Genomic DNA, 24,282 nt, shown 5'->3' with positions numbered 1-24,282 from the left:
GTCGGTGAGACCCGCCGTGCCGGCTGCCAGACCGGCGGCGTCACCCAGACCGGCGGCACGCGCCACCGCGGCCGAATCCGACAGGGTGCCGCCGCCCGAAGTCCCGTCGGCCCTCGGGGCGGGCAGGTGCGCAGCCAGTTCGGCGCAGAGCGCGTCCACCCCGGCCCGCTCGCTCGTCTGCTGCGTCGAGTACGCCAACCGCACCGCCTCCGCGGCGGCCACCCCCGCCTCGGCGTACTCGCCCATCGCGGCCAGCGTCTCGGCCAACGTACGGCGGGCCAGCACCACACTGCGTACGTCCTCGGCCGGTGCCGCCACCGCCCGACGCGCCCAGTCCAGCGCCTGCACCGGCTGACCCTCGGCGAGCAGCGCCGAGGCGTACCGGGCCAGGGTCTGCTGGCGGGAGAAAAGCAGCGACGGGGTGCTCGCACTGGTCGCCAGCGGGGCCAGCAGCCCCACGGCGGTGCTCGGATCACCCGCGGTCAACCGGGCCGTGGCCAGTAGCACCCGGGGACCGACCTGCACCGGCGCCAACGCGTTGTGCGGCTCGACCGCCGCCAGCACCGCCCGCGCGTCCCGCTCGGCCGTCTCCACGTCACCGCGCTCCAGCGCCACGAAACCGCGCAACGTGCCGGCCAACCCGGTCAGCAACGGATGCGCGGTCCGATCGCCGTACGACAGGGCGTCGGTGAGCAGGTCCGCCGCGTGCTCCGGCTCGCCGAGCCCACGCGCCACCACACCGCGTACGACCAGGGCGAAGCCCCGGCCCCAGTCGTCGGAGACGGCGGCGAAGTCCCGGTACGCCCGACGGGCCGCCCGGTCGGACTCGGTCAGCTCACCCAGCTCGGCGGCGGCGAACGCCTCCACCGCGCGCAGCGTGCCGACCGCCCACGCCTCGCCGACCCGCTCACCGAACGGCAGGAAGACCCGAGCCAGCCGACGGGCCTCCGCGAGCCGGCCGGCGAGCAACCGGGCGAACGCGGTGGTGCCGCGCAACCAGGCCTGGCCCACCGGATCATGGGTTTCGGCGAAGAGTCGGGCCGCGCGGCCGAGCACCGCATCGGTGCCGGCGAAGTCGCCCCGGGTGGTGGTCACCCAGGCCAGGTTCTGCAACGACCAGGCCTGCCCGCGCCGGTCGTCGGCGGCGAGGTTGACCTGGTACGCCCCGGCGAACCGGCTGCTCGCCTGGCTCAACCGGCCGTTGAAGAAGTCGCTCATGCCGAGCCGGCGCATCGCCGACGCCCGGGGTGCCGGCAGGTCGGCGGCGGTCGCCACCTGCAACGCGTCCTGCCAGGTGTCGACCGCCCGCCGGTGGTCACCGATGGCCTGGTACGCCTGCCCGGCGATGAGCAGCGCACCGGCTCGCCGGATCGGGTCGTCGGCCGCGTTGGCGCCGATCTTCTCCGCGAAGGTGAGCGCGTCGGCGGGCCGCCCGATCTGCAACAGGGCGCGGGCGTGCACCAACTGGTCGGAGCCGGGCATGTCGTCACCGGCGAGCGCGGCGGCGCGTTCGGCGTACTCGACCGCGAGGGACGGTTCCCCGGCGGCGATCGCCTTGCGGGCGGACCGGTTCAGCGCGCTCACGCCCAGCGGGGCAACCGTACGGGCCACCGAGTCGGTGCGCAGACCGACGGCGTCGGCGAGCGCCACGGCCCGTTCGACGTGCTCGGCGACGAACGCGTCCCGGAGTTCGTCCGGCAGCCCGGACCGGTCCCGGACCACGCCGAGCGCACCGTCGACGGTGATCGCACCGTCGTCCGGTCCGAGCCCGTCGGCCGTACGCAGCAGCCCGTCCGCCGGTCGGGGCAGTTCGCTCGGTGCGGCCCAGCGGGCCAACGCGGCGTGCCGTTCGGCGAGGTCGGCCTTGCCGATCCCGGCGTACGCGGCCTCGCGCATCAGCGGGGTGGCGAAGGTGTAGCCGTCGCGGGTGCGATGCAGCATCCGGCGTTGCAGCAGCCCCTCGACGGCCCGGTCCAGTTCGCCGGTGTCGACGGAGGCGGGACCGCCGTCGCGTCCGGCCCGCCGCTCGCGCAGTGCCTCGAGCGCACCGGCCGGCACGGTGTCGCCGATGACGGCGGCGTCGCGCAGCACCGAGCGGGCGTCGGCGGGCAGTGCGTCGATCCGGGCGGCGAGCACCGCGGCCAGGTCGCGGGAGAGCAACCGGCTGCCGAGCGAGCCCGGCACGAGCCGCCAGGTGATTCCGGAGCCGCCGCCCGGTTGGTTCGCCTCGATCGCCTGTTCCCGCTCGCCGACCTCGACCAGGGCGCCGCGTTCGATCAGCAGGGTGACGAGTTCGGCGAGGTAGAACGGGTTGCCCTGGGCGGTGGCGAGCAGCCGGTCGGTGTCGGCCTGCGGCAGTCGGCCGCCGCCGAGGTAGGTGGTGAGCAGCCGGGCCGCGTCGGCGCCGCGCAGCGGTGGCAGCGCGTTGACCTCGGCGTCGGCGACCCCGGTCAGGGCTCCGGCCGTACGGACGAGTTCGGGGCGGCCGAGCAGCAGCGCCAGCACCGGTCCGGTGAGCCGGGACAGGGTCTGGCCGAGGGCGTCGATCGTCTCCGGGGTGGCGTCGTGCAGGTCGTCGACGATGACCACCATCGGCGTCTCGGCGGCGAGCGCGCTGAGCAGGTCGGAAACCGCGGCCGGCACGGCACCCGCGTCCGGGACCGGCCCGCTCGGCGCCCACTCGGCGGCACCGACCGGTACGCCGGCAGCCGGCGTCAGGTCGCCGTAACCGAGCAGGGCGAGCAGCAGGTCGGAGGGGATCGGTGGCTGGTCGGGACGGAACCGGGCCAGTCGCTGGCCGAGCCGACGCAGCCGCTCCTCGACCACCGGACGGGTGAGCGCGGGTGTTCCCCCGCTGGGCAGGCCGACGGCCGCGCGTACGAGGTCGGCCAGCGGCGCCAGCCGGCGACGTTCGCCGAAGGCGGCACAGCGTACGGAAAGCACCCGGGCGCCGGTGTGGGCGGCGAACCGCCCGGCGCCGACGTCGTAGCCGGCGGCCAGCCGCTCGACCTCGGCCGCGAAGCGGGACTTGCCGACCCCGGCCTCGGCCGTCATCAGCAGCACCCGCGACTCGCCCCGGTCGATCACCTCGGCGAGCCGGCCGGCGACCCGTCCGATCTCGGTTTCCCGGCCGACGAAGGGCGCCTCGTCGCCGAGCCCGGAGCGGGTGCCGGGCGCGTCCAGCAGACCGAGCAGTTCGTACGCCTCGACCGGCTGGCGCTTGCCCTTGAGCCGCAGCGGGCGCAGCTGCCGCCAGGAGGAGACGTGCCGGGTGACCGCGGCGGTGCTGGCACCGGCGTAGACGGCGCCGATCGCGGCGGCGTCGGCCAGCCGGGCGGCGGTGTTCACGGTGTCGCCGATGACGGTGTACTCGATGGCGGCCTGGATGCCGGCGACCACGTCGCCGGTGTTGAGCCCGACCCGCAGGCCGAGCGGGGCACCTCCGCCGCGTTCGTCGTCGAGCACCCGGCGGACGGCCCGCTGCATGGACAGCGCCGCGCGTACCGCCCGTTCGGCGTCGTCCTCGTGGGCGACCGGGGCGCCGAAGACGGCCATGATGCCGTCACCGGTGAGCTTGTCGACGTGACCGCCGAAGGTCTTGACCGCGCCGGCCAGGGAGGCCAGCACCCGGTCGGTGACGGCTCCGACCCGCTCGGGGTCGAGGTCCTCCGACCAGGAGGTGAAATCGGACAGGTCGCCGAAGAGGACGGTAACCACCCGGCGTTCGGCCGCCGGCAGGGTCGCGGCAGCCGGCAGCGCGGCGCCACAGTTGTGGCAGAACCGCGCGCCGGGCACGGCGACGGTTCCACACACCGGGCAGGTCACGGGAGGTCCAACCCACCGGCCCCCGGCGCAGATTCCCGAATTTCGGGATCGGCGCCGTTTTCTCGGGCGAGCTGGTCGACGGGGCCGTTCTCTCGGGCCAGATAGTCGAGTTGAGCGCGGACCGACCATTCGGCGGCCCACCAGAGCGACCGGTCGACGTCGGCGTACACGCTGGCGACGACCTCGGGCGCGGTGATCGCACCGGCGGCCACCGCCTGCCGTACCTGGTCCAGCCGGGCCCGCCGGTGGGCGAGGTAGAACCGGGCCGCCACGGCGCAGTCGGCGAGCGCCGGGCCGTGTCCGGGCAGGGCCGGCAATCCGTCGTACGCGGTGAGCAGCTCCAGGCTGTCGAGGTACTGCCCGAGGTTCCCGTCGGGATGGGCGACCACGGTGGTGCCCCGGCCGAGGATGGTGTCCCCGGTGAACACCGCCGCCGGTGGTTCCGTTTCGACCAGGTTGGATGGTTCGACCAGGTAACAGATCGAATCGGCGGTATGTCCCGGGGTGTCCAGTGCGGCGAACTCCAGCCCGTACGCGTCGAAGCTCTCGGTCGCCACGAGCGGGTCGGTGCCGACGCAGTGCGCCGGGTCCGCCGCGAGTACGCGGACGCCGCCGAGCAGGTCAGAGAGCCGGCGCGCGCCCTCGACGTGGTCGGGATGCCCGTGGGTGATCAGGATGAGGCCGATCGGCCCCTGTGCGGCGATCGCGGCGAGGTGTCCCTCGTCCAGCGGTCCCGGGTCGATCACCACCCCGACTCGCTGGGCGGCCGCACGCAGGAACCAGGTGTTGGTGCCGTCGAGGGTCATCGGACCCGGGTTCGGTGCCCGCACCAGCGTCACCCAGCTCGGCAGCTGGTCGGCGAGCGCCGCAGCCGGCGCGATCACGTGGCCAGTCATGGCAGGAATGGTACGACCCAGCGATGTCGCCCCCGTGTCGCCTTTCCTCCACCCCCTCCCTCCCTCCCCTCCCTCCCCACCCCCCACCCGCGCGATCTTGCAGTTGTGGCGGTGGACGTACCCGGGCATCGGGAACATTTCCTGGCACCCAAATTGCAAGATCGCCCGGGTGGGGGGTGGGTGGGAGGGAGGGGGGTGGGGTGGGGTGGGGTCAGGCGACCTCGACGATGACCTCGACCTCGACGGGGGAGTCGAGGGGGAGTTCGGCTACGCCGACGGCGCTGCGTACGTGGCGGCCGGCCTCGCCGAAGACGGCACCGAACAGGTCCGAGGCCCCGTTGAGTACGCCAGGCTGGCCGGTGAAGCCCTCCGCCGAGGCGACAAACCCGGTCACCTTGACGATCTTGACGACGTTCTCCAGTCCGACCAGCGAGTCGACGGCCGCCAGCGCGTTGATCGCACACCGCTCCGCGAGGTCCTTCGCCTGCTCGGCGGAGACCCCGTTACCGACCTTGCCGGTGGCGAGCAGCTTTCCGTCCACGACCGGGAGCTGCCCGGAGACGTAGACGTGGTGGCCCGACTGCACCGCCGGGACGTACGACCCGAGTGGCTGCACCACGTCGGGCAGGCTCAGCCCCAGCTCGGCGAGCTTGGCGTGTGGTCCGTTGCTCACGACTTCGGCCGCTTGAGGTACGCGACGAGCTGCTCCGGATTCGGGCCCGGCACCACGCCCACCAGCTCCCAGCCGTCCTCGCCCCAGTTGTCGAGAATCTGCTTGGTCGCGTGCGTGAGCAGCGGCACCGTGGCGTACTCCCACTTCTGCATCGCTGGCTGGCTCCCTCGTTCTTGGCTGCTTCGCCGGACGGCGTACGGATGTGCCGGACAGCCTACGGGCAGCGTCCGGCCCCTCCCGGTGCCGCCACCCCCGAAGGGTGCAACTGACACCGGGCGGCCGGGGCAACGCCGGACGGAGGTATCCATGCACGGAGTCGTATCCGGTCCTCACCTATGGCCGTGGCCGGTCCTCAGACGTGGCCGTTGTCGGTCCTCAGATGTGGCCGTGGCCGTTGCTCCCATGTGGCGGTCGCGGTTGCTCGCACGTCGGCCGCACATCGGTCGCACGTCGGTCGCACGTCGCAGTAGCCGGGAGCTGACGGCTGGTGCACGACGGCTACCCTCAGCCGCGGGCGGGCACGTATGCTCTCTCGCCAAGCCTGATCACTGCGCCAGCTCTGGGCGGCCCTGCCGGTGAGCGGTAGGGCTGTCGTGGGACCGACGTACCGAGGCCCTACGGGGGAGACGATGACTCAACCGCCCAACGGCGGCGCCGAACCGCAGGGTGGTCAGCCGCCCCACGACGACGAGGCCACGCGGCCGACACCGGTGTCCCCGGATCCCGGACCCGCGTCGGCCGACGGCACGCCGACACCGGCGGTCGAGCCGGACACCACCCCGGACGCCCCCGCAACGGACCAGACACCGCCCCCGCCACCACAGACCGCCGAGCAGGCAGCACCGTCGCAGGCAGCACCGTCGCAGGCAGCACCGTCAGCAGAGCAGGCAGCACCGTCAGCAGAGTCGGAGCCGGCCGGTGCACCGCCCGCGAAGTCGGAACCGGCTACGGCGTCGCCAGCCCAGGCGCGACCGACGGCAGCTTCGCAGGAGACCGCAGCTTCACAGGAGACCGCGGCACAGCCGGCGACCGCGGCACAGCCGGCGACCGCGGCACAGCCGGCGACCGCGGCACAGCCGGCGACCGCGGCACAGCCGGCGACCGAACAGATCGCGACGCCGAAGACGGAACAGGTGGCGACGCCGTCCGAGTGGGCCCCTCCCCAGCCCGGCACTCCCGCCACCCCCGGGGAGCAGGCAACCGCGGCCGTACCAACGCCCGCCCTCACGCCGCCGCCGGTACCACCGGACGCCGACCAGGCCCCGCCGACCCAGCCGATCCCGGGCCAGGTGCCACCGACCCAACCGATCCCAGGCCACGCTCCGCCGACCCAGCCGATCCCGGGCCAGGTGCCACCGACCCAACCGATCCCAGGCCAGGCCCCGCCGACCCAGCCGATCCCGGGGCAGGCCTTGCCGATCCCCGGCCAGCCCTGGTCGGGACAGCCCGTGTCGGGGACGCCGTATCCGGGACAGCCCGTCTCCGGGACCCCGTACCCGGGCCAGCCCGTGCCGGGGCAGCCGTACCCGGGGCAGCCGATGCCGGGGGCAGCGGAGTTCGGCCAGCCGGGCTATCCGCTGCCGCCGGGCTACCCGCTGCCGCCACAGCCGCCGAAGAAAAGGCGTGGCCTGCTGATCGCCTCGATCGTGCTGGCGGTGGCGGTGGTGCTCTGCGGTGGCGGCGGACTCGCGGCGTTCCTGGTGCTGCGCAACGCGGAAACCGGCCAGGGCGCGCCCAACCCGGCCACGGCGGTGGACAGCTTCCTGAAGGCGGTCTACACCGACAAGGACGCGGACAAGGCCGCCGCGTTGGTCTGCGCACAGGCGAACGACAAGGCAGCCGTCGCGGACAAGGTCGACGAGGTGAAAAAACTCTCACAGACGTACAAGACGCCCCGGTTCAAGTGGAACCCGCCGAAAGTTGACGAGCAGGCCGGTGAGCGGGCAATTGTCTCGGTGCAGCTCACCATGACGACCGGTGACGAGAAGACCGCGGAGCAGCAGCTCAAGTTCACGGTGATACAGAAAACCGGTTGGCGGGTCTGCGAGGTGGGCTAGCTCGTGGCGTAGCCACTACGGCTGGTTACGCTCGTATACGTGCGAGCAGGTGAGGGGTCGGTCGGTCAGCCCGGTAAGGGCTGGCCGTCCCGTCTGCATGTGGTAACCGGCAAGGGTGGCACCGGGAAGACCAGCGTCGCCGCCGCCCTGGCCCTCGCGCTCGCCGCCGAGGGGCGACGCACCCTGCTGGTCGAGGTCGAGGGCCGGCAGGGCATCGGCCAGCTCTTCGGGACCGGGCCGCTGCCGTACGAGGAGCGGCGGATAGCCGAGCTTCCCGGCGGCGGCGAGGTACGCGCGCTCGCCGTGGATCCCGAAGAGGCGCTGCTCGAATACCTCGACATGTTCTACAAGCTCGGCGCCGCCGGCCGTGCGCTGCGCAAGCTCGGCGCGATCGACTTCGCCACCACCATCGCCCCCGGCCTGCGAGACGTGCTGCTCACCGGCAAGGTCAAGGAGGCGACCACCCGGACCACGGACAAGCGCCGGGTGTACGACTCCGTGGTGCTGGACGCGCCGCCCACCGGCCGGATCGGTCGTTTCCTCAACGTCACCGCAGAGGCTGCCCGGCTGGCCAAGGTCGGCCCGATCAAGACGCAGAGCGAGGGTGTGGCTGCCCTGTTGCGCTCACCCATCACCTCCGTGCACGTGGTCACGCTGCTGGAGGAGATGCCGGTCCAGGAGACGATCGACGCGATCGGCGAGCTGACCAAGCTGCGCATCCCGGTCGGCAAGGTGATCGTCAACAGCACCCGGCCGGCGCTGCTGGCGGCCAAGGTCAGTCAGGCGGAGCTGCGCCGGGGGCTCGCCGCGGCCGGGCTGCCCGCCGACCGGGCCACCGTCGCCGGCCTGCACACCGAGGCCCGCGACCAGCTCACCCGGCGGGAGTTGGAGGAGTCGCTCCGGTCGGACCTGGTCGAGCTGGGGCTGCCGTTGGTCGAGTTACCCCTGTTGCCGGATGGGGTGGACCGAACGGCTCTCGACCGGCTCGCAATGGTCTTGGCCAGCGCCGATTGACTCACACCTGAGCGCTGCCCTGGGCAGTGGGCGGGTCAATCCCGATACGCTCGGATCGTGCCTTCCGATCAACCAGCGCCGCAGCTGGACGTCGACCAGATCCTCGCCGATTCCGGCGTACGGATCGTGGTTTGCTGTGGCTCGGGCGGGGTGGGAAAGACGACCACCGCGGCGGCGCTCGCGCTGCGTGCGGCCGAGGTACACGGACGGCGTACGGTCGTGCTCACCATCGACCCGGCCCGCCGGCTGGCCCAGTCGCTCGGCCTGACCGAGCTGGACAACACGCCCCGGCAGGTCAAGGGCATCGACGTGGAGGCCAGCGGCGGCGAGTTGCACGCCATGATGCTGGACATGAAGCGGACCTTCGACGACGTGGTGCTCGCGCACAGCGACCCCGCGAAGGCCGCGGAGATCTTCGCCAACCCGTTCTACCAGGCGATGAGTTCGACCTTCGCCGGTACGCAGGAGTACATGGCGATGGAGAAGCTGGGTCAGTTGCACGCCCGGGGCGAGTGGGACCTGATCGTGGTCGACACCCCGCCGTCGCGGTCGGCGCTGGACTTCCTGGACGCACCGGCCCGGCTGTCCCGTTTCCTCGACGGGCGGATGCTGCGCCTGTTGCTGGCCCCGGCCCGATCCGGCGGACGAAGCATGTTCAGCCTGGTCACGGCGTCGTTCGGGATGTTCTCGCGGGCGGTACAGAAGGTGCTCGGCGCCCAGTTGCTCACTGACCTGTCCGGCTTCGTCGCGGCGCTGGACTCGATGTTCGGCGGCTTCCGGCAGCGGGCGGAGCAGACGTACCGGATCCTGCAGGCCAGGGAGACGGCGTTCCTGCTGGTCGCGGCGCCGGAGCCGGATGCCGTACGGGAGGCGGCCTATTTCGCCGGGCGGCTCGGCGAGGAGCGGATGCCGCTGGCCGGGCTGGTGATGAACCGGGTGCACCGCACGGCGGTGGACGAACCGACGGCGGCGGAGAGCATGGCGGCCGCGGATCGGTTGGCCGAGTTGGGTGGTCACGAGACCACGGTGGAGACGTTGCGGGCGCACGCCGCCCTGGCCCAGCAGGCGGCCCGGGAGCGGCGGGTGGCGTCGGCGTTCACCGAGGCGTACCCGCAGGTGCCGACGGTGGCGGTCACGGCGCAGCCCGCCGACGTTCATGACGTCGACGGGCTGCGAACGATTGGCGCCGCGATCAGCCGGTCGTGACCAGAGACTTGTCCTTGTTCTTCAGCGCAGCCTCGAACATCTTGCGCCAGCTGGCCACCTGCGGGTGCCGGCGCAACAGCGCCCGCCGTTCCCGCTCGGTCATGCCGCCCCAGACGCCGAACTCGATACGGTTGTCGAGCGCGTCGGCCAGGCACTCGTAGCGCACCGGACAACTTCGGCAGATCCGCTTCGCCACGTTCTGTTCGGCGCCCTGTACGAACAGCGCGTCAGGGTCACCGTTCTGACACGCCGCCAAAGTGGGCCAGTCTGTGATCATGCCCATCTGTTCACGTCCCCCCTTGCTTTTCCCGCTACCGACTCGTGCCGATCAGCCGGCCACTAACCCCCCGGCCATCCGTCGCGCCTGCCCCCAGGCGGCACGGACGACGTGCGATTTCCCTCGCCGGACCATCATGCTCTGTAGTCGACTGATTACGCAACGTTGTCGGCCAAATTCATTAATCCGGACACTCCGGGCTTCTTGCCCGGTCGTCTGTGCTGTCTACCCGGCTGCGATGTACGAAAACGCTGCGGAGATCCGTCGGATGGAGGAGACTCGGCAGCACGGTGCCCGCAACCGCATGCCTGGGTCCGTGCGTTTAGCACAACGAGACCAGCGCCCGCAGGAAATGGGGAAAGTACGCGGAGCGCGACCTCGATGCTGACTCACGTACCCTGACGAGGTGACCCGGATGCGGAAACGCGACCACAATGTCTTTGCCAACGGCGCATCGCTACTGATCTGTGGCCTGCTGGCCGGGGTGGTGGTCGCCGCGGCCGCCTTCCCCGCGGTGGCGATGTCCGGCCTGGCCGCCAAGGCCGGCGCCGAGACCTTCGACAAGCTACCGACCGAGCTGACGGTCAAGATGGCGCCACAGATCAGCTACCTGTACGCGTCGGACGGCAAGACGGTGCTCGCCACCATGTACGACGAGAACCGGCGGGACATTCCGCTCAAGGACATCTCCCCGATGATGCAGAAGGCCATCATCGCGGCCGAGGACCACGACTTCTACGAGCACAACGGCGTTGACATGAGGGGCATCGCACGAGCCTTCGTCGCCAACAACAGCGCCAACCAGACCACCCAGGGTGCCTCCACCCTCACCATGCAGTACGTCCGGCAGGCGATCGCGTACTCCGCGACGCACCCGCAGGACGTGGTGGCGGCCACTGAGGACACCACCGCGCGCAAGCTGCGCGAGATGCGCTACGCCCTCCAGATCGACAGCGAGCTCTCCAAAGAGGAGATCCTGGAGCGCTACCTGAACATCGCGCCCTTCGGCAACGGTGCGTACGGCATCTTCGCGGCCAGCCAGGTCTACTTCAACAAGCACCCGAAGGACCTGACGATCGACGAGGCGGCGATGCTCGCCGGCCTGGTCAAGGCCCCCTCCGAGTACAACCCGGCCACCACCAGCGGTTACCCGCAGGCGGTGGAGCGGCGCAACTACGTCATCGAGAACATGTTCGACATCGGCGCGATCACCCGGCAGGAGGCCGACACCGCCAAGGCGGTCAAGCTGACCATCACCGGCAAGCGCGCGCCGAACGGCTGCGTGGCCACCAGCAAGAACCACTGGGGCTTCTTCTGCGACTTCTTCTACCGCTGGTGGATGGACCAGGAGACCTTCGGCGCGACCACGTACGACCGGGAGCGGCGGCTGAAGTCCGGCGGCTACAGCATCGTCACCACGCTCGACATCCCGGCACAGGATTCGGCGAAGAAGGCGGTCGAGAAGCATCTCGCGACCGGCAAGAAGGAAGCGTTGATGGTGGCCGGCATCGAGCCGGGCACCGGTCGGGTACGCGCCCTCGCGGTCAACCGGAACTACAAGCTCGACGACCCGGACAAGCCGGCGAACGGTGCCTCCACCAACCCGAAGGCCCGCAAGGGCGCCCGGGGCACCTACCCCAACACCACCAACCCGCTGCTCACCGGCGGTGGCGACATCACCGGCTACCAGGCCGGGTCGACGTTCAAGATGTTCACGATGGTGGCGGCGCTGGAGAAGGGCCTGCCGCTGGCGCACACGATCAACGCCCCGGAGGAGTACGTCTCCAAGTACCCGGTGGAGTTCAACAGCCCGGCGGCATGCAGGGGCACCAGCAAGTATTGCCCGCGCAACGCCACCAAGAGCATGGCCGGCCCGCACAACATGTGGAGCGCTTTCGGCTCGTCGGTGAACACGTACTTCGTCCCGCTCGAGGAACAGGCCGGCGCCCTCAACACGATCAACGCGGCCAAGCGGCTCGGCATCAACTTCCGGGCGAGCAAGGAGGCCACCTACGCCACCGCCGAGGGCGGCGGGGACAACTGGGGTTCGTTCACCCTCGGTGTCTCCGCGACCACGCCGCTGGACCTGGCCAACTCGTACGCCACCCTCGCCGCGGACGGCAAGTACTGCGAGCCGATCCCGGTGCAGGAGATCCGCGACCTGAGCGGCAAGACGCTCGACATCGCGAACCCCCGATGCGAGCAGCGGTTCAAGCCCGAGGTCGCCCGCGCGGCCGTCGACGCCGCCCGGTGCCCGGTCGGTGACAACTCCTCGACCAGCCAGTGCAAGGGCCGGACCGCCGCCGCCGTACGTGGCATCGTCGGCAAGCCGGTCGCCGGCAAGAGCGGCACCACCGACTCGGACCGGACCGCCAGCCTGGTCGTCATGACCAAGCAGCTCTCCGTGGCCGGCATCCTGGCGGACCCGGACTGGCCCGAGACGACCGAGAAGATGGACCACGACAAGGTCAACCCGGCGGTGTACGAGACGCTGCGGGACGCGATGAAGGGCAAGCCCAGCGTCCAGTTCACCCCGCCGAGCGGCAAGCTCGTCCAGGGTGACCAGCGTTCGATCCCGAACGTCGAGTGCCAGTCGATCGAGTCGGCGAAGTCCAGGATCAAGGGCGCCGGCTTCGAGGTCGAGGTGGCCCGGTCGCAGACCAACTCGAAGTGCCCGGCGGGCACCGCCGCCGGCACCAACCCGGACGGCCGCACCACCAAGGGTGGCGTCGTGGTCATCCAGGTCAGCAACGGCAAGGGCGGCGGCCCCACGCCGGGCGGAAACGGCCCCAGCCGCCCCGGTACCGGCCCGGACGGCCCCAACCTGGGTCGACCCCCGGGCGAGTGACGATCGGGTACGGCAGACAGTGATGGGCGGGCACCTCGGGTGCCCGCCCATCGTCGATCCGTACGCCGTCCGTTGTCGATCGGTCCAGCCGTGCGTCGATCGGTCCAGCCGTGCAACGCAACCCCGTTCAGGGGCCGTAGGACCGCTCAGGAGCCGAGCTGGCGGCGTACCTCCGCTGCGACCCTGCCGCCCTCGGCCCGGCCAGCCACCGCGGCCTGGCTCGCCTTCATCGCCGGGCCCAACTGGGCCTTGCCCTCGAAGCCGCCGACGGCGAGCGCGCCACGGACCAACTCGGCCAACTCCTCGTCGCTGAGCTGCTTGGGCAGGTAGCGGTCCAGCACCTCGCCCTCGGCCCGCTCCTTCTCCGCCTGCTCGACACGCCCGGCATCGGCGAACGCGGTCGCCGCCTCACGCCGCTTCTTCGCCTCCTTGGTCAGCACCGACAGCACCTCGTCGTCGGAAAGCTCCCGCTTGGCCTTGCCGGCAACCTCGGCGTTCCCGATCGCGGCGAGTGCCATCCGCAGGGTTGACGTGGTCAGCTCGTCCCGCGCCTTGAGGGCGGTACGCATGTCAGCGGTGAGGAGGTCCTTCAGCGTGCTCATGACTCGTCAAACTACCCTGGTCGCCATGCAGAAGCGCACCGTATTCCGACTGGCAGCCGGCACCGTGGCGGCCGGAGCGGCCACCCTCGCGTACGCCTCCCTCGTCGAGCGCAACCTGTTCACCCTCCGCCGGTTCGACGTGCCGGTGCTCGCCACCGACGCGGAACCGCTGCGCATCCTGCACCTCTCCGACCTGCACATGACCCCGGACCAGCGACGCAAGCAGCGCTGGGTCGCCTCGCTCGCCGCCACCGACCCGGACCTGGTGGTGGTGACCGGCGACAACCTGGCCCACCCCGAGGGCGTACCGGGGGTGCTGCGGGCGCTGCAGCCGCTGCTGGACGTACCGGGGGCGTTCGTGTTCGGCTCCAACGACTACAAGGGCCCGGTCTGGAAGAACCCGCTGAGCTACGTGCTGCCGGAGCGGGACTACGTCCAGGGCGTCGACCTGCCGACCGAGGATCTGCGGGAGGTGCTGGTCGGAGCCGGCTGGGCCGACCTGAACAACGCCCGTACGACCATCAAGGCCGGCGGCCGTACGGTCGAACTGGTGGGGGTGGACGACCCGCACGTCGAGCGGGACGACTACGCCTCCGTGTCCGGGCCGGCGTCCGGACAGGCCGACCTCACCATCGGGCTGACCCACTCGCCCGAGCCGCCGTTGCTGGACGAGATGGCCGCCGACGGCTTCCAACTGCTGCTCGCCGGGCACACCCACGGCGGCCAGGTCTGCGTGCCGTTCTACGGCGCGCTGACCACCAACTGCGACCTGCCACTGTCGATGGCCAAGGGCCTGCACCGGTGGCCCGGCTCGGATTCCTGGCTGCACGTCTCGGCCGGGGTCGGCACCCATCCGACCGCCCCGATCCGCTTCGCCTGCCGGCCCGAGGCGTCGCTGCTGACCCTGATTCCGCGCTGACCTGCCGACCTGGGCCAGCAGCGGTCCAGGTCGGCGCACCGCCGGGATACCGAATTTGACCACCGGGGCGCGTGGGCTACTATTTGTCGGCAGCTCGGGGTGTAGCGCAGCTTGGTAGCGCGCTTCGTTCGGGACGAAGAGGTCGTCGGTTCGAATCCGGCCACCCCGACGAGTTGAGGGGCCATTCCCAGGATTGGGAGTGGCCCCTTCTGCTGTCGGGTCCGAGTGACCATTCCTCGCACCCGAAACGAAGATCCGGCCGGATTCGTCACCCGACCACCGTGATCATGCTGTGAGAGGCACCACACGGGTGGTGGCCGCACCGGATACCGAAGGTGATGAGCGCTGCTCAAAGCCGTGTTCCCAGGCACCTATGATGATCGACTTAGGGCAGCGGTTCCGGACCCGTGGGTAATCTTGGTCGTACGCCGCCCGGTCTGCCGCCGGGCGGTCACCCCTGCCCAGCCCCTCCTGGATCGACAAAGGTGCCCCCGGAACCCGACCGAGTCATCTCCGCCCTGACGGCCCGCTTACCCATGGCGTCGACCGCCCTGGAGGCCTGCCAGCTCACCGTCACCGTCCTCGGGCGGTACGCGCCGGCGCAGGTCTCCGTGCTGCTGCCGTTGCACGACCGGCTCCGCCGGGTCGCCGCCACCGGCTCCTGGCAGATCTTCGCCACCGTCCCGGTGCACACCGGCATCGCCGGCAGGGTCTTCACCTCCGGACAGGTCCTCACCACCGGACAGGACGCGACGTTCGGGGACGAAGCCCACCTTGAGCCGGACGAACCGCCGCTGCGCGCCGGGGTGATCGCCCAGACCTGCGTACCGATCCTCGAACCGGGCGGCACGCCGGTGGGCGTACTGGCATTGGAGTGGACCGAAAAAGTCGATCTGCCCGCCTGGCAGGCGACCGCCGAGCAGGTCGGAGTCCATCTCGGCGCCCGGATCACCGCGCTCGGCGGCCCACCGGCGGAGAGCCGGGACGAGAAGCTGCTCCGGCACGCCACCGCGCTGACCGCCGCCTCCGACGAACAGGACCTGGTCGCCGCCGCGATCGACGCTGCCCGGGACGTGTCCGGGCTCAGTTCGGCGATCCTGGTGCTGGCCCGACCCACCGGCCTGCGACTGGTGGCGCCCGACCCGCGCAGCGGCGACCCCGCCGAGCCCGAGTGCCGGATCCGCACCAGCCTCGCGGCGACCGAGCACTACGCCGCGCTGGACCGACTGATGGCACGGGTGCACGGCTGCGGTTCCACGTACACGCTGGCCCAGGCCGAGGCGACGGTCGCCGACGACGAGTACGACCTGCCGCTGCCGGACGGGGTCGGCACGCTGATCGCCGTACCGCTGGGTCCGGCCGACACCGGCGGCCTGCTGCTGGTCGCCGACGAGCGGGTGCGGCGACCGGATCCGACCACGGTGAACCTGCTGGAGCTGCTCGCCGCGCAGGCCTGGACCTGCCTGGACCGGCTGCGGAGCCTGGCCGGGCTGCGCGAGCGGGCCGGCTCCGACCCGTTGACCGGGCTGCGCCACTACGGTTCGTTCGGCGAGCGGATCACCGAAACCACTCCCGGGCGCACCGCACTGCTCGCCATCGACGTGGACGACTTCAAAATCATCAACGACACGTACGGGCACCAGGCGGGCGACCAGGTCCTGGTGGAGCTGGCCCGCGCGCTGGAACTGGCATTGCGTCAGGGCGACGAGCTGTACCGGGTCGGTGGTGACGAGTTCATCGCGGTGATCGAGGTCGGGCGCCCCGAGGAGGCGGCCGGAATCGCCGAGCGCCTGGTCGCCGCGGCCCGCCGGATCGGCCGCACGATCAGCGTCGGCGTGGCCCTGCAACACGACGCCGAGTCACCCGAACTGACCCTGCGCCGCGCCGACGCCGCCCTCTACGACGTCAAACGCGACGGCCGCGACGGCATCCGCCTAGCCGCCGCCTAACTCCCACCCCCTGACCTCCCCTCCCCGCCCCACCCCTCCCTGCCCCGCCCCTGCGCCTCGTCCGGGCCCTCTTGTAGAGAAAAAGGGGTTATCCGCGCGGAAATAGCCACTCTTTCTCTAGAAGAGGGGACAGCGCGGCGCGCAGCGGCGCGCGGGGGGTGGGGTGGAGGCGTCAGCGGGTGTTGGAGGTGTATTCGGCGGCTAGGAGTTCGGCGATCTGGGCGGTGTTGAGGGCGGCGCCCTTGCGCAGGTTGTCGCCGGTGATGAAGAGGTCGAGCGCGCGTGGGTCGTCCATCGAGCGGCGGATCCGTCCGACCCAGGACGGGTCGGTGCCGACGGCGTCGATCGGCATCGGGAACTCGCCCCGTTCGGGATCGTCGACCAGGATCACGCCGGGTGCGTTGCGCAGTGCCTCGCGCGCGCCCTCAGCGTCCACCTCGGACCCGAAAACCGCGTGTACGGCCACCGAGTGCCCGGTCACCACCGGGACGCGTACGCAGGTCGCGGAGACCTTCAGATCGGGCAGGCCGAGGATCTTGCGGGACTCGTTGCGCATCTTGAGTTCCTCGGACGACCAACCGCCGTCGGCGAGTGAACCGGCCCACGGGACCACGTTGAGCGCCAGCGGGGCGGGGAACGGGCCGAGCTCGTCACCGACCGCCTGCCGTACGTTGCCGGACCGGGAGCCGAGCCCCCGGTCACCGGCGATCTTCGTGAGCTGGTCGTGCAGGGTGTCGACGCCGGCCTGACCGGCACCGGAGACCGCCTGGTACGACGCCAGCACCAGCTCCCGCAGGCCGTACTCGCGGTGCAGGGGCGCGATCGCGACGATCATGCCGAGGGTGGTGCAGTTGGCGTTGGCGATGATGCCCCTGGGCCGGTTGCGTACCTGTTCCGGGTTGATCTCCGGCACCACCAGCGGGACGTCCCGGTCCATCCGGAAGGCCCCGGAGTTGTCGACGGTGACCGCGCCGCGGGACACCGCGATCGGTGCCCACTCGGCGGCGACCTCGTCCGGTACGTCGAACATCGCGACGTCGACGCCGTCGAACGCCTCCGGGGTCAGCGCCCGTACGGTCAACTGCTCACCCCGGCAGAGCCGCTGCTGCCCGACCGACCGCGCGGACGCGATCAGCCGGATCTCCCCCCACACGTTCTTCCGGGACGAGAGCAGATCGCACATCACGGTGCCGACGGCACCGGTCGCCCCGACGATCGCAAGGGTGGGCAGCTGGCCCATGAGGAGTTACCTCCCGGTTCCGGCGTACACGACGGCTTCCTCTGTGCCACCGAGGTCGAACGCGTCGTGCACAGCGCGGACCGCGGCGTCGAGATCGGTGTCCCGACACACCACCGAGACCCGGATCTCCGAGGTGGAAATCATCTCGATGTTCACTCCAGCCTCGCCCAGGGCGGCGAAGAAGCTGGCCGCGACGCCCGGGTGGGAGCGCATGCCGGCACCGATCAGCGACACCTTACCGACGTGGTCGTCGTAGAGCAGCCCCTTGAACTTGACCGGCTCCTGGATCTTGCTGAGCGCGGCCATCGCCGTGGGGCCGTCGGTCTTCGGCAGGGTGAACGAGATGTCGGTGCGGCCGGTTCCCTCGGTGGAGACGTTCTGCACGATCATGTCGAGGTTGATCTCGGCACTGGCCACCGTCTCGAAGATCCGGGCCGCCGCACCGGGCTCGTCCGGTACGCCGACAACCGTGATCTTCGCCTCGCTCCGGTCGTGGGCAACCCCGGTGATCAGTGCTTGCTCCACGGCAGGTTCCTCCATCGATCCGGTGACCATCGTGCCGGTGTTGGTCGAGTATGACGAGCGGACATGGATCGGCAGCTGAGCCCGGCGCGCGTACTCGACGCTGCGCAAGTGCAGCACCTTCGCGCCGCAGGCGGCCAACTCCAGCATCTCTTCGTACGTGATCTGCTTGATGTGACGTGCGTTCGGGACGATCCGCGGGTCGGCGGTGAAGATGCCGTCCACGTCGGTGTAGATCTCGCAGACGTCCGCGTTGAGCGCGGCGGCCAGCGCCACCGCGGTGGTGTCCGAGCCGCCCCGGCCCAGCGTGGTGATGTCCTTGGTGTCCTGGGACACGCCCTGGAAGCCGGCGACGATCGCGACCGCGCCCTCGTTGAGCGCGCCCTGCAACCGGCCGGGCGTCACGTCGATGATCCGGGCCTTGCCGTGCACCGAGGTGGTCAGCACGCCGGCCTGCGAGCCGGTGTACGAGCGCGCCTCGTAGCCCAGGTTGTGGATCGCCATCGCGAGCAACGCCATCGAGATCCGCTCGCCCGCGGTGAGCAGCATGTCCAGCTCGCGGCCGGGCGGCAGCGGGCTGACCTGGTGCGCCAGGTCGAGCAGTTCGTCGGTAGTGTCCCCCATCGCGGAAACCACCACGACGACGTCATCTCCGGCCTTACGAGCGGCGACGATCCGCTCGGCCACCCGCTTGATCCGTTCGGCGTCGCCGACGGAGGATCCGCCGTACTTCTGCACGACCAGTGCCACGACGGTCTGCTCCTTCCCACGGCCGGCTCGCTGCGCCGGCCACCACGCTGCCGACCGGCCGGTTTCGCACCGGTCGTGGGCAGCCTGCTCCATTCAACCCGGAGCGTGCCGACGCCGCCGGCCACTAACCGGCGGCGCCGTATGAACGACCCTCAGGGTACCGGCCCTGCCTGTACCTGGGGCAGCCACGATCCCACCATCCGGCCCACCGTCCGCCGCGCGGCAGCCCGGTCGCGGTGACGCCCGCGACACGCCGAACACCGCTCACCCGACTGACTGATCAGTACGCCCGAACACCCCCGACAATGGCACGATGCGTTCGGAAGCCACCCTTCCCGACACCGACCCGGTCGCCACCCAGCCCGACCGGCCCGACCCGTCGGCACCGGCCACCGGTCCCGGGTTCGTCAGCGGTTCCCGGCTGGTCGTCTGCGTACTGCTGGCCGGGGCGGTGCTGTTGCTCGGCGGGTGCGGGGGCGGTGACGTACCGCCGGTGGAGCCGCCGGCCGTCGACGGTTCGGCCACCCCCGGCGGGTCGGCGTCCGCGCCGGCCGGGGTGACCGACGCGCGGGCGCAGCTCGCCGGACTGGCGGCGGCGGCCGAGGACCGGCACCTGAGCGCGTTCTACACCCTGTCCCGGTCCGGGCAACCGAACCGGACGGTTGCCCTGACCAGCGCCAACGACGGCACCTGGCGGGTCGACATCCCGGGTGGGGCACTCGGCGGCTCCGTCGACGTCGCGATCGCGCAGACCCGCGACGGGGTCTTCCAGTGCGCGCTGACGTCGGCGCGACGCCCGGATCCGCCCACCTGTGTGAAGGTCGCCGCACCCGGCAAGGCGCTGCCCGCGAACATCGACCCGCGGGTGCAGCACGTGTTCACCGACTGGCGCCGGGTGCTGATCGACCGGCAGGCGTCGTTGGCGGTTTCGACCACCAGGGCGCTGCCGAACTCGCGGGGCGCGTGCTTCTCGGTCGACTCCACCGCGGCCTCGCTCAGCGCTCCCCTGGACATCGGCATCTACTGCTTCGACACCGACGGCACGCTCACCGCGGCGAAGGTGTCGTTCGGCACCCTGCTGCTGACCGGCAACCCGACCGCGGCACCACCGACGGTCACCCTGCCCGGTCCGGTGGTGCCCGGCCCGGCCCTGCGTACGGCTGCGCCGCCCACCCCGAGCGCGTCGCCGACGCCCGACATCACGCCGAGCAGATGATCTCCGTTCACGTACCGGGTGCAGTCGAACACAAGAGGTGACCCCGGCGGTCGCACAGATGGTGCGATACGGCACACTCGGGCGCATGGTGGAGCTATCCCCGTTGCTCGCGGCCAGGTGGAGTCCGCACGCCTTCGACCCCGAAGCCACGGTCACCGACACCGACGTGCTGTCGCTGCTCGAAGCGGCCCGCTGGGCCCCGTCCGCGGGCAACAGCCAGCCGTGGCGGTTCATCGTCGGCCAGCGCGACGACGAGACGTACAAGCGGATCTTCACCAATGTCGGCCCGGCCAACCAGCGCTGGGTCGGGAACGCGTCGCTGCTGCTGCTCGGCGCGCACACCGCGACCATCCCGGCCGGCTGCCCACCCACCCAGGCCGCGTACGACCTGGGTCAGGCGGTGGCACACCTCACCATCCAGGCGACCGCCCTGCACCTGTACGCCCACCAACTCTCCGGCATCGACCTGGCCGGGCTCCGGATCGATCTGGACCTACCGGTCGGCGTACGGCCACACGTGGTGGTGGCGGTGGGCCGGCTCGGTGACCCGCTGGCACTCCCGGACGACCTGCGCCGCTGGGAGACCGGGCTGCGCCAGCGCCGCCCGCTGGCCGAACTCCTGCTCGGCTGACCCGGCCGACCAAACGCTGCCAGCCCGGAGCCGGGACCTGCGGGAGTGCGATTCGCATCCCAGACTCCGGACCGAACTTCCCGAACCGGAAATGCTCACGTAGGGTGACCGATGTCATGTGGCAGGCGCTCCTTCTTCGCTGCCGCGACGAGGCCCATCTGGCCGGCACCTCGTCGCGGAGTTGACGCGCGCCGTCCAACCCCGCCGGTTGACCATCGTCGACCAGCCGGTTCCCGCCCGACACCTCGTTCTTTCCGGCGCGAGCAGCGCCTTCAACGTCCGTCCCACGACGCCTGACGCCGCATGACCACGGGAGTCTTCGACCATGCCCAACCCAGCCGACACCGACACTGATCCGATCGCCCGGCAGCGCCCGAGCCGGATGCCGTACCAGCGTTACCAGCCGTACCAGCAGCAGTTCGCCGTCGACCTGCCCGACCGGCAGTGGCCGACCCGACAGGTCGAGGTCGCACCCCGGTGGTGTGCGGTCGACCTGCGCGACGGCAACCAGGCGCTGATCGACCCGATGTCACCCGAGCGCAAGCGGCGGATGTTCCAGCTCCTGGTGCAGATGGGCTACAAGGAGATCGAGGTCGGCTTCCCGTCGGCCAGCCAGACCGACTTCGACTTCGTACGGCAGCTCATCGAGCAGGACCTGATCCCCGACGACGTGACCATCCAGGTGCTGACCCAGTGCCGGGAACACCTGATCGAGCGGACCTTCGAGTCGCTGCGCGGCGCCAAGCGGGCGATCGTGCACTTCTACAACTCGACCTCGACACTGCAACGGCGGGTCGTGTTCGGGCTGGACCGGGCCGGGATCACCGACATCGCCACCCAGGGCGCCCGGCTCTGCCAGAAGTACGCCGAGATCCACACCCCGGACACCGAGATCTTCTACGAGTACTCGCCGGAGTCGTACACCGGCACCGAACTCGACTACGCGCTGGAGGTCTGCGCCGCGGTGATCGAGGTCGTCGACCCGACGCCGGACCGGCCGCTGATCATCAACCTGCCGGCCACGGTCGAGATGGCCACGCCGAACGTCTACGCCGACTCGATCGAGTGGATGGACCGGCACCTGCCCCGGCGGGACAGCGTCATCCTCTCCCTGCACCCGCACAACGACCGGGGCACCGGTGTCGCCGCCGCCGAGCTGGGCCTGCTGGCCGGCGCGGACCGGATCGAGGGCTGCCTGTTCGGCAACGGCGAACGCACCGGCAACGTCGACCTGATCACGCTGGGCCTGAACCTGTTCTCCCAGGGCATCGACCCGCAGATCGACTTCTCCTCGATCGACGAGATCAAGCGGGCGGTCGAGTACTGCAACCAGCTGCCCGTGCACGAGCGGCACCCGTACGCGGGTGACCTGGTCTACACCGCCTTCTCCGGCTCGCACCAGGACGCGATCAAGAAGGGTCTGGACGCGCTCGCGGCGGACGCGCGGGCGGCCGGGGTGCCGATCGACGAGTACACCTGGGGGGTGCCGTACCTGCCGATCGACCCGAAGGACCTGGGTCGCACCTACGAGGCGGTCATCCGGGTCAACTCGCAGTCCGGCAAGGGCGGCGTCGCGTACATCATGAAGGCGGAGCACAACCTGGACCTGCCGCGCCGGCTCCAGATCGAGTTCTCCGGCGTGGTGCAGCAGGTCACCGACCACGCGGGCGGCGAGGTCGAGCCGGGCCGGATGTGGGAGATCTTCGCCAACCACTACCTGGTCGACCACCAGCCCGACCCGGCGCTGTCGCTGGTGTCGTACCGCACCGGCACGGTGGACGGAAAGGTCGAGGTCGAGGCGGACGTCCGGTTCGGCGACGAGCACCGGTCGCTGTCCGCGGTCGGCAACGGCCCGATCGACGCGTACGTCAACGCGCTGCAGAGCCTCGGCATCCGGGTCCGGGTGCTGGACTACCACGAGCACGCCCTCTCCTCCGGTGGCGACGCCCAGGCGGCGGCGTACGTGGAGGCGGAGGTCGACGGTCGTACGGTCTGGGGTGTGGGGCTCGACGCGAACATCGTCACCGCGTCGATCACCGCCCTGACCAGTGCGGTCAACCGCGTACACGGCTGAGCCGTAGTCGTACGGCGAGCAAGTGGGCCGACCGGCGCGTGGCCGGTCGGCCCGCCCTCGCGGCGGGTCAGTCGGAGTTCGGGGAGTCCTGACCGGTCTTCGGCCGGTGGATGAGCACCGCGGCCAGCACCGCGCCGACGACCAGCAGCCCGGCGCACCAGAGCATCGCCGCCCGGAACGCGTTCGACAGCTCGGCGGGCATCCGGTAGGCGGCTCCGGAGAGGCCGACCAGCAGCGGCAGCGCCGCCACCGCCAGCACGCTCCCGACCCGCGAGGCGGCGTTGTTGAAACCGCTCGCCACCCCGGCGAACCGGTCGTCGACCGCGGCCAGCACCGAGGTGGTCAGCGGGGCGACGACAAACGTGAGCCCGAGCCCGAAGAGGAAAACCCCCGGCACCACGTCGGCCCAGAAGGACGCGTGCGGTCCGATCCCGCGCAGCAGCAGTACGCCCCCGGCGGCGATCAGCGGCCCGACCGTCAGCGGCAGCCGGGGCCCGATCCTGGCCACCAGCGCACCGGCCCGGGGTGAGCCGATCAGCAGCAGCGCGGTCAGCGGCAGGTTCGCCAGCCCGGTCTTCAGCGCCGAGTACCCGGCCACGTTCTGCAGCTGCACGGAGAAGAAGAAGCTGAAGCCGCCGAGGCTGGCGTACACGACCACGGTGTAGATGTTCAGCACGGAGAAGAGACGACGGCGGAACAGCGCCGGTGGCAGCATCGCAGCGTTGCCCTTGCGCCGTTCGAGCAGTACGAATCCCACCGCCGAGAGCACGCCGACCGCCGCGCCGACGGCGACCAGCACCGAGGCGCCGCCGCTGCCGCGCTGGGCGGCCTCGATCAGGGCGAAGGTGATCCCGGCCAGCCCGAGCGCGCCGAGCAGGGCACCGGTGATGTCGAAACGCGGTGCGGCGCTGCCGGCGGCACCGATCACCGCCCCTCCGGTGCCGGCCGCCGCCTGGTTGGCCGAGCCGGTGGCCCGGCTCTCCGGCGCCCAGCGCAGGGCGGCGAACACCACGACCACCGCGAGCGGGACGTTGATCAGGAAGATCCAGCGCCAGGAGAGGGCGTCGATGAGCCAGCCGCCGAGCAGTGGTCCGATAGCGGTCGACACCCCGGAGAAGCCGGACCAGGCGCCGATCGCCCGGCCCCGGTCGTCCGGGTGGTAGCTGGCCTGGATCAGGGCGAGCGAGCCCGGGGTCAGCAACGCACCGCCGGCGCCCTGCAGGAACCGGGCGGCGATGAGCCACTCGATGTTCTGCGCGATGCCGGAGAGGACCGAGGCGGCGGTGAAGCAGATCACGCCGAGCAGGAAGATGCGGCGGCGGCCGTACCGGTCGCCGAGCGCGCCGCCGAGCAGGACGAACGCGGCCAGGGTCAGCAGGTAACCGTCCACGGTCCATTGCAGACCGGAGACGCCGGCGTCCAGGGAGCGGCCCAGGTGGGGCAGCGCCACGTTGACCACGGTGCCGTCGAGGAACACCATGCCGGAGGCGAGGACCGCGGCGAACAGCAGTCCCCGGCCGGCGGGGCTGGCGAGCCGGATCGGCGTCGACGGTGGGGCCACGATGTCCAACATGCCTTGCGTG

The 24,282-nt window shown here is 71.2% G+C and carries 17 protein-coding genes, 1 tRNA gene and 1 pseudogene; 10 read left to right on the top strand and 9 right to left on the bottom strand.

Features of this window, described 5'->3' with window-relative positions:
- Positions 1-129 precede the first annotated feature (129 nt).
- The 4 genes and pseudogenes from AB0J90_RS08965 to AB0J90_RS08950 all read right to left on the bottom strand — a co-directional run.
- A pseudogene (locus tag AB0J90_RS08965) lies at positions 130-3,825 on the bottom strand (adenylate/guanylate cyclase domain-containing protein); the annotation flags it as partial.
- Positions 3,822-4,721: an MBL fold metallo-hydrolase gene (locus tag AB0J90_RS08960; protein ID WP_363593754.1), complete on the bottom strand. Its 900-nt coding sequence runs from the start codon at positions 4,719-4,721 to the stop codon at positions 3,822-3,824. The pseudogene AB0J90_RS08965 and the gene AB0J90_RS08960, both read right to left, overlap by 4 nt.
- 211 nt (positions 4,722-4,932) lie before the next feature.
- Positions 4,933-5,394, bottom strand: a complete 462-nt coding sequence (locus tag AB0J90_RS08955) for a RidA family protein (protein WP_363593752.1) — start codon at positions 5,392-5,394, stop codon at positions 4,933-4,935.
- A complete protein-coding gene (locus tag AB0J90_RS08950) occupies positions 5,391-5,546 on the bottom strand; it encodes a hypothetical protein (RefSeq protein WP_326561638.1) in 156 nt (51 codons plus the stop codon). Before AB0J90_RS08950 ends, AB0J90_RS08955 begins: the two co-directional genes overlap by 4 nt.
- A 1,386-nt stretch (positions 5,547-6,932) precedes the next feature.
- Between AB0J90_RS08950 and AB0J90_RS08945 the strand changes: the two genes are divergently transcribed.
- Genes AB0J90_RS08945 through AB0J90_RS08935 form a run of 3 tightly spaced genes read left to right on the top strand, consistent with a single transcriptional unit; the run spans position 6,933 to position 9,671 of the window.
- The gene (locus AB0J90_RS08945; RefSeq protein ID WP_363593750.1) at positions 6,933-7,451 is read left to right on the top strand and encodes a hypothetical protein; all 519 of its coding nucleotides are present in this window, start codon (positions 6,933-6,935) and stop codon (positions 7,449-7,451) included.
- Between the two features lie 39 nt (positions 7,452-7,490).
- Positions 7,491-8,465 carry an ArsA-related P-loop ATPase gene (locus AB0J90_RS08940; protein WP_363593748.1) on the top strand — a complete coding sequence of 325 codons (975 nt, stop codon included), beginning with the start codon at positions 7,491-7,493 and terminating at the stop codon, positions 8,463-8,465.
- A gap of 54 nt (positions 8,466-8,519) precedes the next feature.
- The gene (locus AB0J90_RS08935; RefSeq protein ID WP_363594345.1) at positions 8,520-9,671 is read left to right on the top strand and encodes an ArsA-related P-loop ATPase; all 1,152 of its coding nucleotides are present in this window, start codon (positions 8,520-8,522) and stop codon (positions 9,669-9,671) included.
- Here the strand turns inward: AB0J90_RS08935 and AB0J90_RS08930 are convergent.
- Entirely contained in the window at positions 9,658-9,954 is a 297-nt protein-coding gene (locus AB0J90_RS08930) for a WhiB family transcriptional regulator (protein ID WP_326561641.1), read from the bottom strand. The genes AB0J90_RS08935 and AB0J90_RS08930 overlap by 14 nt on opposite strands.
- Before the next feature lie 409 nt (positions 9,955-10,363).
- Here AB0J90_RS08930 and AB0J90_RS08925 point away from each other — a divergent pair, with 409 nt between their 5' ends.
- A complete protein-coding gene (locus AB0J90_RS08925) occupies positions 10,364-12,796 on the top strand; it encodes a transglycosylase domain-containing protein (protein ID WP_363594343.1) in 2,433 nt (810 codons plus the stop codon).
- 146 nt (positions 12,797-12,942) lie between these two features.
- Here AB0J90_RS08925 and AB0J90_RS08920 read toward each other — a convergent pair whose 3' ends face one another.
- A complete protein-coding gene (locus tag AB0J90_RS08920) occupies positions 12,943-13,398 on the bottom strand; it encodes a GatB/YqeY domain-containing protein (protein ID WP_363593746.1) in 456 nt (151 codons plus the stop codon).
- Positions 13,399-13,423: 25 nt separating this feature from the next.
- On the opposite strand from AB0J90_RS08920, the gene AB0J90_RS08915 reads away from it, so the two are divergent.
- From AB0J90_RS08915 to AB0J90_RS08905, 3 genes are all read left to right on the top strand, one after another.
- Positions 13,424-14,317, top strand: coding sequence for a metallophosphoesterase (locus AB0J90_RS08915; RefSeq protein WP_363593744.1), 894 nt, complete (start codon positions 13,424-13,426; stop codon positions 14,315-14,317).
- A gap of 95 nt (positions 14,318-14,412) precedes the next feature.
- Positions 14,413-14,486: transfer RNA gene (locus AB0J90_RS08910), tRNA-Pro, on the top strand.
- A 367-nt stretch (positions 14,487-14,853) separates the two neighbouring features.
- A complete protein-coding gene (locus AB0J90_RS08905) occupies positions 14,854-16,266 on the top strand; it encodes a sensor domain-containing diguanylate cyclase (protein ID WP_363593742.1) in 1,413 nt (470 codons plus the stop codon).
- A gap of 172 nt (positions 16,267-16,438) precedes the next feature.
- Here the strand turns inward: AB0J90_RS08905 and AB0J90_RS08900 are convergent, their stop codons facing one another.
- Together AB0J90_RS08900 and AB0J90_RS08895 are read right to left on the bottom strand one after the other, a co-directional pair.
- A complete protein-coding gene (locus AB0J90_RS08900; protein WP_363593739.1) occupies positions 16,439-17,506 on the bottom strand; it encodes an aspartate-semialdehyde dehydrogenase in 1,068 nt (355 codons plus the stop codon).
- A 6-nt stretch (positions 17,507-17,512) separates the two neighbouring features.
- Positions 17,513-18,778 carry an aspartate kinase gene (locus AB0J90_RS08895; protein WP_329106171.1) on the bottom strand — a complete coding sequence of 422 codons (1,266 nt, stop codon included), beginning with the start codon at positions 18,776-18,778 and terminating at the stop codon, positions 17,513-17,515.
- Between the two features lie 313 nt (positions 18,779-19,091).
- Here AB0J90_RS08895 and AB0J90_RS08890 point away from each other — a divergent pair, with 313 nt between their 5' ends.
- The 3 genes from AB0J90_RS08890 (at position 19,092) to leuA (ending at position 22,699) form a co-directional block, all read left to right on the top strand.
- Entirely contained in the window at positions 19,092-19,994 is a 903-nt protein-coding gene (locus AB0J90_RS08890) for a hypothetical protein (RefSeq protein WP_363593737.1), read from the top strand.
- Between the two features lie 85 nt (positions 19,995-20,079).
- Positions 20,080-20,625, top strand: coding sequence for a nitroreductase family protein (locus tag AB0J90_RS08885; protein ID WP_363593735.1), 546 nt, complete (start codon positions 20,080-20,082; stop codon positions 20,623-20,625).
- A gap of 325 nt (positions 20,626-20,950) precedes the next feature.
- Positions 20,951-22,699, top strand: a complete 1,749-nt coding sequence (gene leuA / locus AB0J90_RS08880) for a 2-isopropylmalate synthase (RefSeq protein ID WP_363593733.1) — start codon at positions 20,951-20,953, stop codon at positions 22,697-22,699.
- A 67-nt stretch (positions 22,700-22,766) separates the two neighbouring features.
- On the opposite strand, the gene AB0J90_RS08875 is transcribed toward leuA, so the two are convergent.
- On the bottom strand, positions 22,767-24,260 hold the full coding sequence (locus AB0J90_RS08875) for an MFS transporter (RefSeq protein WP_363594341.1): 1,494 nt from the start codon (positions 24,258-24,260) through the stop codon (positions 22,767-22,769).
- Between the last annotated feature and the right edge of the window lie 22 nt (positions 24,261-24,282).

The organism is Micromonospora sp. NPDC049523 (assembly GCF_040676775.1).
GTDB lineage: Bacteria > Actinomycetota > Actinomycetes > Mycobacteriales > Micromonosporaceae > Micromonospora_G.
This window is presented reverse-complemented; position numbering and strand designations above follow the sequence as displayed.

Excerpts from the sequence above, each read along its gene's own strand:
- AB0J90_RS08960 (WP_363593754.1), bottom strand. The coding sequence starts at position 4,721 with ATGACTGGCCACGTGATCGCGCCGGCTGCGGCGCTCGCCGACCAGCTG.
- AB0J90_RS08950 (WP_326561638.1), bottom strand. The coding sequence starts at position 5,546 with ATGCAGAAGTGGGAGTACGCCACGGTGCCGCTGCTCACGCACGCGACC.
- AB0J90_RS08945 (WP_363593750.1), top strand. The coding sequence starts at position 6,933 with ATGCCGGGGGCAGCGGAGTTCGGCCAGCCGGGCTATCCGCTGCCGCCG.
- AB0J90_RS08930 (WP_326561641.1), bottom strand. The coding sequence starts at position 9,954 with ATGGGCATGATCACAGACTGGCCCACTTTGGCGGCGTGTCAGAACGGT.
- AB0J90_RS08925 (WP_363594343.1), top strand. The coding sequence starts at position 10,364 with ATGCGGAAACGCGACCACAATGTCTTTGCCAACGGCGCATCGCTACTG.
- AB0J90_RS08920 (WP_363593746.1), bottom strand. The coding sequence starts at position 13,398 with ATGAGCACGCTGAAGGACCTCCTCACCGCTGACATGCGTACCGCCCTC.
- AB0J90_RS08915 (WP_363593744.1), top strand. The coding sequence starts at position 13,424 with ATGCAGAAGCGCACCGTATTCCGACTGGCAGCCGGCACCGTGGCGGCC.
- AB0J90_RS08905 (WP_363593742.1), top strand. The coding sequence starts at position 14,854 with ATGGCGTCGACCGCCCTGGAGGCCTGCCAGCTCACCGTCACCGTCCTC.
- AB0J90_RS08900 (WP_363593739.1), bottom strand. The coding sequence starts at position 17,506 with ATGGGCCAGCTGCCCACCCTTGCGATCGTCGGGGCGACCGGTGCCGTC.
- AB0J90_RS08890 (WP_363593737.1), top strand. The coding sequence starts at position 19,092 with ATGCGTTCGGAAGCCACCCTTCCCGACACCGACCCGGTCGCCACCCAG.
- AB0J90_RS08885 (WP_363593735.1), top strand. The coding sequence starts at position 20,080 with ATGGTGGAGCTATCCCCGTTGCTCGCGGCCAGGTGGAGTCCGCACGCC.
- leuA (WP_363593733.1), top strand. The coding sequence starts at position 20,951 with ATGCCCAACCCAGCCGACACCGACACTGATCCGATCGCCCGGCAGCGC.